This is a genomic window from Pirellula sp. SH-Sr6A, from assembly GCF_001610875.1.
In the GTDB taxonomy this organism is placed as follows: Bacteria; Planctomycetota; Planctomycetia; order Pirellulales; family Pirellulaceae; genus JBKCUI01.
Genome location: NZ_CP011272.1, coordinates 1,959,482 through 1,976,105, shown reverse-complemented (window position 1 = coordinate 1,976,105; position 16,624 = coordinate 1,959,482). Strand labels below are relative to the sequence as shown.

The 16,624-nt window shown below is 53.8% G+C and carries 2 protein-coding genes; both read right to left on the bottom strand.

The features are described 5' to 3' along the window. Positions 1-6: 6 nt before the first annotated feature. On the bottom strand, positions 7-14,895 hold the full coding sequence (locus tag VN12_RS07845) for a cadherin domain-containing protein (RefSeq protein ID WP_168164283.1): 14,889 nt from the start codon (positions 14,893-14,895) through the stop codon (positions 7-9). A 253-nt stretch (positions 14,896-15,148) separates the two neighbouring features. Beyond that, positions 15,149-16,594: a NupC/NupG family nucleoside CNT transporter gene (locus tag VN12_RS07840; RefSeq protein ID WP_146676302.1), complete on the bottom strand. Its 1,446-nt coding sequence runs from the start codon at positions 16,592-16,594 to the stop codon at positions 15,149-15,151. Positions 16,595-16,624 lie beyond the last annotated feature (30 nt).

The window sequence follows — 16,624 nt, the reverse complement described above, 5'->3', positions numbered from 1 at the left end:
ACTATTCTACCGTTCGAAAAGCTTCTCTCCTTCGGAAAGTTTCTCTTGCTTTCCATTTGTTTCCGTGCTCTTCGGAATAACAGACAACGGGTCGATGTGGAGCCATGCCGGTGCTGCACTAACAAGTGTCGCCGCGAATTGGGCCCCTTGCGCGAGCCAGAGAATCGCACCCGTTCCCAGGACTGTTCGAACCAACACGGAGTCAAAAGCTGCTTGCGATCCCCCCATCGAGTTCTCGACTCGCCGTCTCGAGTCAGCGAAGTCGAAACGACTGGCGTCCAAGTCATCGCTTAAGCGGTGGGTTTCAACTTCGAAATGGAGGTGCCCATGGCTGAGGAATCGAACGGTATCTCGGCTGAAGGAGATAGGATTGTTCAGCCCTCCGATGCTACTGTCACTTCGTTCGCTCGTAACCGCCAAGGGGCCATTCAAGGTTACCGGATTCACTAGAATGGGCGCAGCGGTGGATTGTGATTTATCTGCCTCCCTTTCCTTCTGGGCAGAAGGTGCCTCCTGCTGCGCTTCTCGAGGATTAGGGATTGTCGCAGTATTTAACTTCGTGGTTGAATCATTCTGAGACTTGGTGGATGTGTTGGATGTAGGCGTGGAGTCGTTGAGAACGCTGTCAGGCCGATTGACTTGGATCGTAACAATCACAACATCCGAGACCAAACTTCCATCGGTAACCTGATAAGCAAATTGAACCGTACCCACAAATCCACGCTCAGGCCTATACTCCAAGCGTCCATCCGGTGTTAGGGACAATAGAAGTCCCCTCGCAGGCGGTTGGACCAGGATCGCGGTTATCGAGTCTCCATCGGGATCCCAGTCGTTGAGGAGCAAGCCAGCGGATGGCACAATCAAATCATCCAAGTAGCTTGTTGTGTACGTATCAGCGCGACCTATGGGCCGTTCTTCGACGTTTTGAACTTGTATCGTAAACACGCTTGAAGCGACAGAACCATCCATGCTTGTCGCGATAACCGTCACATCCCAACTCGATCGGAACTCGTAATTGAGTGATTGTGTTGTACTGATGATTCCAGTCGTCGCATCGATAGCGAATCGTCCCCCCGCATTGCTTCCTAACGAATAGACCACTCCGTTATTGGTCGCGTCGCCATCCGCTGCTAAGGCCGTAATCCCGACGATCGCTCCCGATTGCAGATTCTCAGAAACAATATTCAATGCGCTGTTACTGTCTGTGGGCAAAGTCACGTCAAATTCGTCGATGTCGCCAATGGAAATAGTACGGTTTGTGGTGACGCTACTCGAGTCGGTACTCGTAGCTCGAATAGTAATGCTGTAGCTGGCAGCAGTCTCTCGATCGATCACACCGGATACCGTGATGATGCCTGTGTTGGCGTCAATGGAAAAGAGACCACCTGCGTTGTTGTCGAGTGAATACGTAACCGTGTCTGTTCCGTCCACGTCCGTAGCAAAAGCTTGAATGCCGACAGTCGTACCAACACTGCTATTCTCTAGAACAAAATCGACCGAAGCATCGTGATCTTGGATGCTGGAGACGGCAAATTCGTTTTCGTCCTTGAGCTGAATCGTGTAACTCTGCAACGCGCAAGAACCATCTACCGAGGTGGCACGCACCACAATGCCATGGCTGGTCGCCGCCTCAAAATTCAAGAGTGATCCGTTCGCTACAGTGACTACCCCTGTTACTGCATCAATGCTGAACCGACCTGCAGCACTGTCATCTAGTGAATAAGTAACGGAATTCGTCGTGGCATCAGCATCGGAAGAAGATGCTGTGATTCCTACATGAGTACCGCTAGCGGAATTCTCATCCACCTCATTGGCCATTACGTCGGTATCAACAGGAGTCGAGACATCGAACTCATCGAGATCGTTGATGGCGATATGGAACGATTGCGTGGCGGTCGATCCATCGCTGGACGTGGCCTGTACCGTGATGGAACGGCTTGCACCATGCACTTCTCGGTTGATGGCGGTAGCAGTGGTGACGATCCCGGTGTTGGAATCGATTTGGAAGAGCCCATCCGGATTGCTGGTTAAACTGTAGGTGATAGTATTGGTGGTCGCGTCCAAGTCGAAGGCATCCGCGGTAATTCCAACGGTGGTTCCGACGGCAACGTTTTCGTTGACCTCATTCACAGCCAAATTTGCATCGGTGGGAGTGGAGACTTCGAACTCATCGAGATCGTTGATGGCGATATGGAACGATTGCGTGGCGGAGGAACCGTCGCTGGATGTGGCTTGCACCGTGATGAATCGGTTCGCACCATGGACCTCGCGGTTGATGGCGGTAGCAGTGGTGACGACTCCAGTGCTGGCATCGATTTGGAAGAGACCGTCTGGATTACTCGTCAAACTGTAGGTGATAGTGTTCGTCGTGGCATCGAGGTCGAATGCGTCCGCAGTGAGTCCAACAGTAGTGCCAAGGGCAACATTCTCGTCAACTGCATTGGTCGACACGTCGGTATCGGTGGGAGTGGAGATGTCGAACTCGTCGAGATCGCTAATAGCGATATGGAACGATTGCGTGGCGGCGGATCCATCGCTGGATGTCGCTTGGACGGTGATCGACCGGTTCGCACCATGGACCTCGCGGTTGATCGATGCCGCAGTCGTGACGACTCCAGTGTTGGCATCGATTTGGAAAAGGCCGTCAGGGTTGCTCGTCAAACTGTAAGTGATCGTGTTGGTGGTCGCGTCCAAGTCGAAAGCGTCCGCTGTGATTCCAACCGTGGTGCCGACGGCAACATTCTCGTCAACTGCATCGGTCGACACGTCGATATCCGTAGGAGAGGAGACGTCGTACTCATCGAGATCGTTGATGGCGATATGGAACGATTGCGTGGCGGAGGAACCATCGCTGGATGTGGCTTGCACCGTGATGGATCGGTTCGCACCATGGACCTCGCGGTTGATGGCGGTAGCAGTGGTGACGACTCCAGTGCTGGCATCGATTTGGAAGAGACCGTCTGGATTGCTGGTCAAACTGTATGTGATGGTATTCGTTGTGGCATCGAGGTCGAACGCGTCCGCGGTAATTCCAACGCTGGTTCCGACGGCAACGTTCTCTTGGACTTCATTCACCGCCGCGTTCGCATCGGTGGGAGTGGAGACATCGAACTCATCGAGGTCGTTGATGTCGATGCTGAACGATTGCGTGGCGGCGGATCCATCGCTGGATGTCGCTTGGACGGTGATCGACCGGATCGCACCATGGACTTCGCGGTTGATCGATGCCGCAGTCGTGACAACTCCAGTGTTGGCATCGATTTGGAAAAGGCCGTCAGGGTTGCTCGTCAAACTGTAAGTGATCGTGTTGGTGGTCGCGTCCAAGTCGAAAGCGTCCGCGGTAATTCCAACGGTGGTTCCGACGGCAACGTTTTCGTTGACCTCATTCACAGCCAAATTTGCATCGGTGGGAGTGGAGACTTCGAACTCATCGAGATCGTTGATGGCGATATGGAACGATTGCGTGGCGGAGGAACCGTCGCTGGATGTGGCTTGCACCGTGATGAATCGGTTCGCACCATGGACCTCGCGGTTGATGGCGGTAGCAGTGGTGACGACTCCAGTGCTGGCATCGATTTGGAAGAGACCGTCTGGATTACTCGTCAAACTGTAGGTGATAGTGTTAGTCGTGGCATCGAGGTCGAATGCGTCCGCAGTGAGTCCAACAGTAGTGCCAAGGGCAACATTCTCGTCAACTGCATTGGTCGACACGTCGGTATCGGTGGGAGTGGAGATGTCGAACTCGTCGAGATCGCTAATAGCGATATGGAACGATTGCGTGGCGGCGGATCCATCGCTGGATGTCGCTTGGACGGTGATCGACCGGTTCGCACCATGGACCTCGCGGTTGATCGATGCCGCAGTCGTGACGACTCCAGTGTTGGCATCGATTTGGAAAAGGCCGTCAGGGTTGCTCGTCAAACTGTAAGTGATCGTGTTGGTGGTCGCGTCCAAGTCGAAAGCGTCCGCTGTGATTCCAACCGTGGTGCCGACGGCAACATTCTCGTCAACTGCATCGGTCGACACGTCGATATCCGTAGGAGAGGAGACGTCGAACTCATCGAGATCGTTGATGGCGATATGGAACGATTGCGTGGCGGAGGAACCATCGCTGGATGTGGCTTGCACCGTGATGGATCGGTTCGCACCATGGACCTCGCGGTTGATGGCGGTAGCAGTGGTGACGACTCCAGTGCTGGCATCGATTTGGAAGAGACCGTCTGGATTACTCGTCAAACTGTAGGTGATAGTGTTAGTCGTGGCATCGAGGTCGAACGCGTCCGCGGTAATTCCAACGCTGGTTCCGACGGCAACGTTCTCTTGGACTTCATTCACCGCCGCGTTCGCATCGGTGGGAGTGGAGACATCGAACTCATCGAGGTCGTTGATGTCGATGCTGAACGATTGCGTGGCGGCGGATCCATCGCTGGATGTCGCTTGGACGGTGATCGACCGGATCGCACCATGGACTTCGCGGTTGATCGATGCCGCAGTCGTGACAACTCCAGTGTTGGCATCGATTTGGAAAAGGCCGTCAGGGTTGCTCGTCAAACTGTAAGTGATCGTGTTGGTGGTCGCGTCCAAGTCGAAAGCGTCCGCGGTAATTCCAACGGTGGTTCCGACGGCAACGTTTTCGTTGACCTCATTCACAGCCAAATTTGCATCGGTGGGAGTGGAGACGTCGAACTCATCGAGATCGTTGATGGCGATATGGAACGATTGCGTGGCGGAGGAACCGTCGCTGGATGTGGCTTGCACCGTGATGAATCGGTTCGCACCATGGACCTCGCGGTTGATGGCGGTAGCAGTGGTGACGACTCCAGTGCTGGCATCGATTTGGAAGAGACCGTCTGGATTACTCGTCAAACTGTAGGTGATAGTGTTAGTCGTGGCATCGAGGTCGAATGCGTCCGCAGTGAGTCCAACAGTAGTGCCAAGGGCAACATTCTCGTCAACTGCATTGGTCGACACGTCGGTATCGGTGGGAGTGGAGATGTCGAACTCGTCGAGATCGTTAATAGCGATATGGAACGATTGCGTGGCGGAGGAACCGTCGCTGGATGTGGCTTGCACCGTGATGAATCGGTTCGCACCATGGACCTCGCGGTTGATGGCGGTAGCAGTGGTGACGACTCCAGTGCTGGCATCGATTTGGAAGAGACCGTCTGGATTACTCGTCAAACTGTAGGTGATAGTGTTAGTCGTGGCATCGAGGTCGAATGCGTCCGCAGTGAGTCCAACAGTAGTGCCAAGGGCAACATTCTCGTCAACTGCATTGGTCGACACGTCGGTATCGGTGGGAGTGGAGATGTCGAACTCGTCGAGATCGTTAATAGCGATATGGAACGATTGCGTGGCGGCGGATCCATCGCTGGATGTCGCTTGGACGGTGATCGACCGGATCGCACCATGGACTTCGCGGTTGATCGATGCCGCGGTCGTGACAACTCCAGTGTTGGCATCGATTTGGAAAAGGCCGTCTGGATTGCTCGTCAGACTGTAAGTGATCGTGTTGGTGGTCGCGTCCAAGTCGAACGCGTCCGCGGTGATCCCAACAGCAGTACCGATGGCAATATTCTCGTCAACTGCATCGGTCGACACGTCGATATCTGTAGGAGTGGAGACGTCGAACTCATCGAGATCGTTGATGCCGATGTTGAACGTTTGCGTTGCGGTGGACCCATCGCTGGATGTGGCTTGTACGGTGATCGAACGGCTTGCGCCGTGCACTTCTCTGTTGATGGCGGCAGCAGTGGTGACGACTCCGGTGTTGGAATCGATTTGGAAGAGCCCATCCGGATTGCTGGTTAAACTGTATGTGATGGTATTCGTCGTTGCATCAAGGTCGAAAGCGTCCGCAGCGATCCCGACGGTGGTGCCGACAACAACGTTTTCGTTGACTTCATTTGCCGCTACATTCGTGTCGGTAGGAGTCGAAACGTCGAATTCATCGAGATCGTTGATGGTAATCACGAACGATTGCGTGGCGGTGGATCCATCGCTCGAAGTCGCTTGTACCGTGATCGAACGGCTTGCGCCGTGCACTTCTCGGTTGATAGCGTTAGCAGTGGTGACGATCCCGGTGTTGGCATCGATGTGAAAGAGCCCATCCGGATTATTGGTCAAACTGTAGGTAATCGTGTTGGTGGTCGCGTCCAAGTCGAATGCGTCCGCAGTGATTCCAGCGGTGGTGCCGACGGCCACATTCTCGTTAACTTCATTTGCCGCAGCGTTTGTGTCGGTCGGAGTGGAGACGTCGAACTCATCGAGGTCGTTGATGTCGATGCTGAACGATTGCGTGGTGGTCGATCCATCGCTGGATGTGGCTTGAACGGTGATCGATCGGCTCGCGCCGTGCACTTCCCGATTGATAGCGGCAGCAGTGGTGACAACCCCAGTGTTGGCATCGATCTGGAAGAGACCGTCGGGATTGTTGGTTAAACTGTATGTGATGGTATTCGTCGTTGCATCAAGGTCGAAAGCGTCCGCAGCGATCCCGACGGTGGTGCCGACAACAACGTTTTCGTTGACTTCATTTGCCGCTACATTCGTGTCGGTAGGAGTCGAAACGTCGAATTCATCGAGATCGTTGATGGTAATCACGAACGATTGCGTGGCGGTGGATCCATCGCTCGAAGTCGCTTGCACTGTGATGGATCGAGTCGCGCCGTGCACTTCCCGATTGATGGCGGCAGCAGTGGTGACGATCCCGGTGTTGGTATCGATTTGGAAAAGGCCGTCCGGATTGCTCGTCAGACTGTAAGTGATCGTGTTGGTAGTTGCGTCCAAGTCGAACGCATTCGCACTGATGCCAACGGTGGTTCCGACGGCAACGTTTTCATTGACTTCATTTACCGCCGCGTTTGTATCGGTCGGTGTCGAGACGTCGAACTCGTCGAGATCGTTGATTCCGATGTTGAATGTTTGCGTCGCGATAGATCCATCGCTCGAAGTCGCTTGCACTGTGATGGATCGGCTCGCGCCGTGCACTTCCCGATTGATAGCGGCAGCAGTGGTGACAACCCCAGTGTTGGTATCGATTTGGAAAAGGCCGTCCGGATTGCTCGTCAGACTGTAAGTGATCGTGTTGGTAGTCGCGTCCAAGTCGAACGCATTCGCACTGATGCCTACGGTGGTCCCGACGGCGACATTTTCATTGACTTCATTTACCGCTGCGTTGGTATCGGTGGGAGTCGAGACGTCGAATTCATCGAGATCGTTGATGCCGATGTTAAACGTTTGCATCGCGATGGAGCCGTCGCTGGATGTGGCCTGCACCGTGATGGATCGAGTTGCGCCATGCACTTCTCGGTTGATAGCGTCAGCAGTGGTGACGATCCCGGTGTTAGTATCAATCTGGAAAAGACCGTCTGGATTACTCGTCAAACTGTAAGTGATCGTGTTAGTGGCCGCGTCCAAGTCGAAAGCGTCCGCAGTGATTCCAACGGTGGTTCCGACGGCAACGTTCTCATCGACTTCATTTACCGCTGCGTTGGTATCGGTGGGAGGCGAGACCTCGAATTCATCGAGATCGTTGATGGCGATGTTGAACGTCTGGGATGCGATCGAGCCATCGCTGGATGTGGCTTGCACGGTGATGGAACGGCTCGCACCATGCACTTCCCGATTGATGGCGGCAGCAGTGGTGACGATCCCAGTGTTGGCATCGATTTGGAAGAGACCATCAGGGTTGCTCGTCAAACTGTAGGTGATGGTATTCGTCGTTGCATCAAGGTCGAATGCGTCCGCAGTGATCCCGACGTTGGTGCCGATGGCAACATTCTCGTCAACTTCATTGGTCGACACGTCGGAATCGGTCGGTGTCGAGACGTCGAACTCATCGAGATCATTAATACCGATGTTGAACGTTTGCGTCGCGATGGAGCCATCGCTGGATGTGGCTTGTACGGTGATCGATCGGCTCGCGCCGTGCACTTCCCGATTGATAGCTGCAGCAGTGGTGACGATCCCAGTGTTGGCATCGATTTGGAAGAGACTGTCGGGATTACTGGTAAGGCTAAAGGTGATGGTATTTGTCGACGAATCTAGATCGAATGCATTCGCGGTGACACCCACGGTGGTCCCGACGGCTACGTTTTCATTGACTTCATTTACCGCTGCGTTCGTGTCGGTGGGAGTCGAGACGTCGAATTCATCGAGATCGTTGATGGCGATGTTGAACGTCTGGGATGCGATCGAGCCATCGCTGGATGTGGCTTGCACGGTGATGGAACGGCTCGCGCCGTGCACTTCCCGATTGATGGCGGCGGCAGTGGTGACTATCCCAGTGTTGGCATCGATCTGGAAGAGACTGTCGGGATTGCTCGTCAAGCTATAGGTAATGGTATTTGTGGTCGCGTCCAAGTCGAACGCACTGGCAGTGATGCCTACGGTAGTGCCTACGGCCACGTTTTCGTTGACTTCATTCACCACCGCATTTGTATCGGTTGGAGTGGAGACGTCGAACTCATCGAGATCGTTGATGGCGATGTTAAATGTTTGCGTCGCGATGGAGCCATCGCTGGATATGGCTTGAACGGTGATCGATCGGCTCGAGCCATGCACTTCTCGGTTGATGGCGGCGGCAGTGGTGACGACTCCGGTGTTGGCATCGATCTGGAAGAGACTGTCTGGATTGCTCGTTAGGCTATAGGTGATGGTATTCGTCGACGCATCCAGGTCGAACGCATTGGCGGTGACGCCTACGGTGGTCCCGACGGCAACATTTTCATTGACGGCATTCACCGTCCCGTTGGAGTCAGTGGGTGTGGAAACGTCGAACTCATCAACGTCTGTAACGACAACCGATAGAATCTGATTGTCTGTGGCAATTCCGTCGGACACTTGAACCGTCACGTTGTAAGTGTTGTCTGAGTTTTGATCCACCGGGCCTTCAAAATTGGGCGATGATACGAACGAAAGGGCTCCAGTACTGGAATTGATGACGAACCGAGAGGCATCGGTCCCTCCAATGATGCTGTAGGTCAGTGTTTGGGCAGGGGCATCCCCATCCACAGCGGTTACGGTCGTGACTGAGGTGGAGTTCTCGGCGACGTAGATGGTGGCGGTGGACAGCGAACCGTTGCTGGTGATGACAGGCGCGTTGTTGGGTGTGTAACTTATTTGGACGTTATCGAACTCGACTTCCTTCGTTGTGGACCCGCCCACACTGGTAACGACAAAGCGAATTCTCGTGTCTGAAGAGCGATATGCACTGATATCGTAGGACTTTGCTCCTGTCCCGGAATTCGTCGACCCGTCCAGTACTGTGAGAGTATTATATGTCGCACCTCCATTACCTGATATCTGGACTTCAATTCTTTGCGAACCAACCAGCGTGTTTCGATAGTTAAAATCGAAGTTCGCAGAAATGGCGTTGCTAAGGTCGACCGATCTGTAGATGCTGTCATTTACCGTGGAGGCACTAACACGCAACGCATTGTTGGAAATTCCGATGTTTCCGCTGGCAGAGCCATTTGCTTCGGATTCGATCCAGCTGTTTGACCATGTTTGGGTCCCATTGCTGTTGGTATAGGAAGAGGAGCTAAAGCGGTCAAGAAACTGTCCATTGTCAGCAGCATTCTGGACTGAGACAGCGATGGACTGAGTATCGGTGCGCGACCCATCGCTTACCTGGACGATCAAATTGTAAGTGTTGTTAGCGCCGACATCGGTTGGAGATTCAAAGTCTGCAGGCGATGTGAACATGAGTACGCCAGTTGCGGCATCGATGGTAAATTTCGATGCGTCAACTCCGCCTGTAATCGAGTAGCTCAGTAGTCCCGTTGGTAAATCCGCATCCGAAGCCACCACAGTGGTCACAAACAATGCGCCTTCGTAGACGAGTATGGAAGAACTGGATCCTCCCCCGTCGGACGTGATCGTTGGGTCATTGTCGTTCACGGCATTCACAGCGATGGTGAATACTTGATCGGAAGTCGAGCTGTCTGCAGAGGTTGCACGAATGGTGATGTTATGGCTCTGCGCCGTTTCGTAATCAATGAGGGAACCATTGGCGACGGATACCACCCCAGTCGTTGCGTCAATGGAAAAACGACCACCAGCGGAATCGAGGAGTGAATAAGTAATCGAGTTGTTCGTGGCATCGGCATCGGAAGCTGCAGCGGTGATGCCCACCAATGTTCCGTTCGTCGCGTTCTCCGATATAGAATTCACCGTCGCGTTCGTATCGCTGATCGCTGAGACGTCGAACTCGTTCAGGTCGTTGATCGAGATCTGGAAGGATTTATCAAACGAGGCTCCCGACGCATCCGTGACTCGAACGGTAATCGAGTGGGTCGCGGCTGACTCCCGATTCAAGAGAGAGCCATCTGCAACCGTGATCTGCCCTGTACTACTATGGATTGCAAACCGTCCGCCCGCGGTATCCGTCAAGGAGTAGGCGAGCGTTTCCCCATGAAGGCTACTGTCGAGATCGATTCCCGTAACGCTTCCCACAACGGTTGTGTTGCTCACGTTTTCATTGACGGAGAGTGGGGCACCGGTAATGTCATACGGGGAGTCGTTCGAGCCTTGGATGGTAACCGTGATCTGCGTCGTGCTCGTGAGGCCAGCTGCGTCACGAACGGTGTAGGAGAATACATCTTGAATGGTATTGGATGTGGACCTCAGTGCCTGGACGGTTGCATTGCTATTGTCAACCGTGTAGGTATACGCTCCATTCGCGACAATGGTGATGGATCCATACGATCCGGTGACCGCAGAACCTACATTTGCGGACACGGATGCGACGACGCCCGCCGAGACACCTTGGACGGCCTTCGTATCACCTGAGTCAACATCGGTGTCGTTCGAGAGCACGTTTCCAGTGGGATTGGTACCAGGTGTGTTGTTGGATATTCCGCCTGCCTCAATGGCGATCGCCGAATCGTTCACGGCAATCGGAGCATCGTTTACTGCGGTTACGTTAATAGATGCCGATTCTATGGCTGTGCTGAATGCGCTGGTTCCGCCATGGGTAGCAGTGGATACGTAAGTGCCCTGGGTTCCGGTCGTTCTGTCCCAGGCGCGAAACGAAAAGTCAGCGGTCGTTGCATTCTCACCGTTGGGTGTAAATCGAACAAGATCCGTGCTGCGCAGCAAGAGCGCACTTGTGTTGGAGACAGCCCCCATATTGCTCCAGGTCGTTCCTCCATCGATTGAGAACTGCCAAGTGCCGTTACTGCTGTTTAGGGATGTGACTGCGATTCCTTCGACGGCTCCCGTGTCCACGTCGGTGATTCGATCCCCTCCAGCCGACGTAACGATGGACGCAACAGACTGTCCACTGTTTGTCGACGGATCCTCGGTAATGGAGTTCAACGACATGCTGCCAGAATTATCGAGAACCGGAGCATCGTTTGCACTAGTCACTGTGACCGTGACTGTGTCGCTCGACGAACTAAATGCAGTGGTACCTCCGTTTGTTGTTGCATTGCCGAAAGTCCCTGCAGACCCGGACGTCTGGTCCCAAGCTCGATAGCTCAGCAGCATTTGCCCGCCGTTGTCACCGCTCGGCGTGAATCGAACTAGGTCCGTCGAACGCAGTAAGAGGGCGGAAGTCTCACTAACGGAGGTTGTCAGCCAAGTGGCCCCGCCATTGATACTATAGGACAGAACGCCTCCAGAACCTGACACTCCGGTGAAGGCAATTCCCTGTAAGGCTCCGCTATCCACGTCGGTCATTGTGGAACCAAGAAGTGTTGCAACATTCACCGTCATGCCAGCACTATCCTCCGTGAAAGATACTGCAGGAGAATAGGGAGTTAGCACAGGCGCGTCATTGACTGCGGTGATGGATAGCCCGGCAGTATCCGTCGCAGTTGAGAAGGCAGTGGTTCCCCCCACAGAGAGCGCGTTGACGCTGTAATCGATCTTCACGTCATCGATATAAAAATAGTCGTTACTAGCCGCTTGGGTCACTAAGAACCGAATCGCGGTGTTGCTGTTCGCGTACGAGGAAATATTGAAAGATTGAAAGACTCCGACGTTTCCGCTGTAGAAGCTAGAGTCGACGCTATAGGTATGAAGAGTCGTCCAAGTCGAGCCGTTATAAATCTGCAGGGCCACTTGACCACCTGCTGATGTATTCATCTGTTCATAGGTGAAGCTAAGTGTTGCCGACGTGGCGCCACTCAAGTTCACGGAACGCGATAGACCTCGATTCGCTGTTGCCATATTCAATGACAGATAGGGGCCGGCGATAACGCTTCCAGAAGTGGCGACCGTGACACTTCCCGCAGCAGTTCCGTCCGCTTCCCCAATTTCTTGCCAGGATGCCGACCACGAGTTCGTACCGTTATTGCCCCCGTACGATTGCGTATCGAAGTTATCTCGAACGGTCAGGTCTTGTAATGCATATAAACTGACCGTTGCACCATTGGTGCCTGAACTTCGATCCCACGCTCGAAAGGTAATCGCGTCCGAAATCGTCCCGTTGTAATTGGCATTCGGTTGAAAATAGAGACGTGTATTGCTGTCCGAAGCTAGAAGCCTTGCATTGCTATCCGAAACAGATCCCAAGGCGCTCCAGGTCGTACCCCCATTCGTGGTATACCACCAAGTACCTTGACTGGTATTAGCACCTGTTACGGCAATGCCAAGCAATCCAGCGGCGTCCGAATCGGTCACGTTGTCGAGTTGGCCCGATGGAGAACTGAAGTCGATCATGGATGAGATCAACGTACCCACTACCCCACTTGGCGAGCCCGAATCTTCGTTTTGCGCTATCAACGTTGGGCTCTTGGAGGCATCCAAGATGGGAGCCTCGTTCACACTGTTCCACAGGTAGATGTAGGGTTGGTGTTCGATGCTATTTGTTCCAGCGCTCGTCTCGACTTCGGTCACCGACCCCCAACTCCCACCATCCCACTCGATAAAGTTCACATCCGATGTGCTATCGAGGACACCGAGCATGATATGGTTGCTGGCTGGGTCCGAATACAGAGATACGAAAGCCGGCGTGAGGGACGAGCCAAGCGAGGGAGTGTATTGCTCAGCCGACCACCCTCCACCTTGCGTCCAAGTGCGAACGCTTAGCGATGTGCTATTCTCCGCGTAAACCGCGAGCAGTTCTCCTGATGTGGATTCGAAGGCCACGGAAGCCATCATGCCTGATGCGGCAACCAACGTGTTGGAAGCGAGGGTCTGGTTTCCCCAGGAGGATCCGTTCCAGACGGCGAACCATGCTTCATTGGAACTCGTCGAAGCACTTAAGGCGATGCGATCGGAATTTGGGTCGGAGGCGAGAGTCACATAGACCGGATCGCCAGTCGATCCAGGACTGGTCCACGTGTTTTGCGCACTCCAACTAGACCCGTTCCAAGTTCTAAAATTCAAATCGCTGCCACCCGAGATCGCATCGTACACAACGATTGCCTCACCACTTAGATGCTCGTATGCGACGTAGGAGTCGGTCTGGTTACCCCCCGATCCATTCTCGAGGATGATGCTATTTCCCCAACTGCTCCCATTCCACACAAAGGCGTAGGAGTCGCTTGACGAGTTGGACGCGACCAAGATCATTTCGTCCGAGCTTGGATTGGAAACCAGTTGAAGACTTCGCGCTTCTCCTGAAAGCGGGCTGGTCAGCGTTTGAACGGACGACCACGTCGATCCATCCCAGACGGAGTAGGAGATGCCACTCGTTCCTGTGGTTCCATTATTCCAAACCAGTAATGCTTGATCGCTGCCCGCTTCATATTGGACATCGAATCCGTGTGCGACGCCGGAACTAGTCGTCCCCATGGTGAATCCAAGGTTCGTCCAAGTCGTACCGTTCCACATTTGGCCGGATATGACACCGGCACTATTCATCCCAACGATGATACGCTCATCGCGAAGCCTGGAATCCGCACCGTCGATAATACGGTACTCGCCGGAACTGGCTCCATTCGATTCTGAGCCAAAGTTCGTTCCGTCGTAGTACTCCAATTCCGTATTGCCGGTTCCTCCTTCAGCCCAGATAGCTACACCCGTCGACGCAGCATCGAGGAGTCCGCCCCAATGGTGGGTGAATTCCGAGCTGAAGGCGATCGTGGTCTCGATACTTCCGATTTGATATTCGAGCTCCCAGTCACCTGCTGCGCTGCTACTTCCCGTTTTGTCGGTGGAGGCGATGACATCCGCGCTCGTAAGGGTCGCTAACGTATCGATCAACTGCGCACCCTGGTTCGAGCTGGCAACGTCGCAGCCATAAATGACGATATCCCCATCGGGCCCCAATGCCATTCCCCAGGAACGCAATTGTTCCGCGTAGTTCGCAATGTTTTCGGAAGCGATCCACGAGTTCCCGAGTTGAAACATCCCGTCCGACCCGTGGGAGACAATGTGAATCGCATCGAGGTCATCGTACTCTGCCAAAAGAGCTTTGATTTGATTCAAGCCGTTTTCAACAGAACTCAGAACGTGGATCGTATAGTCCGCGCTCGCATCTTCGCGCTGCAAATCATCCAACAGAACATCCAGGTCGTACAACCCCTCCTGGACAAACACAATCTCCTGGCGACCTGAAGTCGGAGCTGCGGTATCCGAGGTTTGGGAAACCGCAGGGGCATCATCGCTAGACTCGCTTTCAGCTTGATCCTCGCGCGATAGGAGAAGCGGTTCGGGTGTTTGGTCGGGATCCGACGGTAGTTCGATGGATTCCTCGCTAGCCTGTTCTTTCAAGAAGACCGAGTTCGTGATCTCCTCAATTTCCGCGAGCAACTGTTCGTAACTCTGCGCGTCCAGGTATTCACTTCCGCCACTGACATCCCCTTCTGCTTCTTGTGGGACGGGTAACGGTGTGGCACTGTAAAGAATACGGTCTTCCAGTCGAATCGCGTCAACTTCATCCGGCGCAAGTGGAGGCGTCAGGCGAAAGAAGCTTTCAATCCACTTATCGATATGAGCCATAACATTACGTACGGTCGGTCCAGAATAGGAATTCCGTTCTCCGGATCCGGAGCGGGGGAACTTTGATTTACGCATACAAACGCAGTTTTCATGTTGGGGGCTTATCTGTCCCTAGTACGGCAGATGCGCGCAGGGACTGCATAGGATTCCAACATGAAGGCGTGAGTTCTAGCGAAACTCTTCTGTTTGAACCGTTTGTATCGTTTGCAGAGAATCGAACGATTACGGGGACAAGCCTATTAGGTTGAGGACCCTAGAGAAAGAGTCCTGCGATGGCAGCGTTGAGTAGCGTCGCAACAAAACCTACAAAGAGAGCTCTCATACCCAGCGTCGCTAAGTCGGACCGCCGATCAGGAGCCATCGCCCCAATACCACCCAGTTGGATTCCGACGGACGAAAAGTTGGCAAAACCGGTCAACGCAAACGCGGCCAATTGGTAGCTTCGGTCCGACATGGCACCCGGCATCTCTTTGAGCTGTTTCATATCCAAATAGGCCATATGCTCGTTGATAGCCAATTTGGTTCCGAGCAACTGCCCTACCGTCGATTGATCAGCCGATTCGATTCCCATCAAGAATGCGACAGGCGAGAAGAGTTGTCCGAATATCCATCTCAAGGAGAGTTGCTGTTGAAACCACGATGTTGGGATGAGGCCCAGCAGGCCATCAATCATGGCCACAAACGCGACGAACACAATCAACATCGCTGCGACATTGAGCGCTAGCCTCAGCCCGTCGGTCGTTCCCGCCACGATCGCGTCGATGCCGTTGACGTACGCCGACTTGGTACTCTCGATCGCAGTGGTGCCACTGGTCTCAGGTACGTCGACTTCTGGCATGAAAAGTTTGGAAAGATAAAGACTACACGGGCAAGCCATGATGCACGTGGTGAGAACGGCGACCGGATCCGCACCATAGTTGATATAGACCGCCATCATGCCGCCAGAAATGTGCGCCATGCCACTAGTCATCAACGCAAAGAGCTCGGATTGGGTCATACGAGGCACGTAAGGTTTCACGATCAAAGGAGCTTCGGTCTGCCCCATAAAAACGTTGGCCGAAACCGACAATGTTTCCGCGCCACTTGTTCCCATCAAATAGACCATGACCCGCGCCAAAACGCGCACACACCACTGGAGTACCCCATAGTGATACAGCAACGTGAAGAAGGCGGAGACAAACAAGATGGGAGGAAGGGCTTTGAATGCGAACGGAAAAAGAAAGTTCTCGCCGAACGTACCCGCCATGTGGTCGACGCGCGCCAAATTCCCAAACACAAACTCGGCCCCCGCGTCCGAGAAAGAGATAAAGGATTTGACGACCTCTCCTAAACCCTCCAACGCGTTATAGACTGAGTAAGTTTTCCCGCCGATCTCCATCTCTCCTCGCAGGACGAGAAGCGCCAGGACAAATTGAAGGGCAATTCCCCAACCAATCGTTTTCCATCGGACCGCGCGCAAATTGACCGAAAACATCGCGACCAATCCAAAGAAAAATACGATCCCTATCGCAGCTTGACCACGCGTTCCGATCGATGATTGCAACGCGTAACCTGTGGATGCGAACAGCCCGATGAACAGGCCGATGAGAATCCTCCAAAGAATGGGTGTTGGCTCTAACGAGGCTGGCGGTGCACTCGAGGCGTTCAACGAAGCAATAGGGGAAACGGAAGGAGCAGAGCCCTCGAAGCTGGCAGGCATAGAATTCGTCGCATCGGTAGTTTTGGGACA

What these genes read in the sequence shown, in the direction of transcription:
- VN12_RS07840 (WP_146676302.1), bottom strand. Translation starts at nt 16,594, where the DNA reads ATGCCTGCCAGCTTCGAGGGCTCTGCTCCTTCCGTTTCCCCTATTGCT.
- VN12_RS07845 (WP_168164283.1), bottom strand. Translation starts at nt 14,895, where the DNA reads ATGGCTCATATCGATAAGTGGATTGAAAGCTTCTTTCGCCTGACGCCT.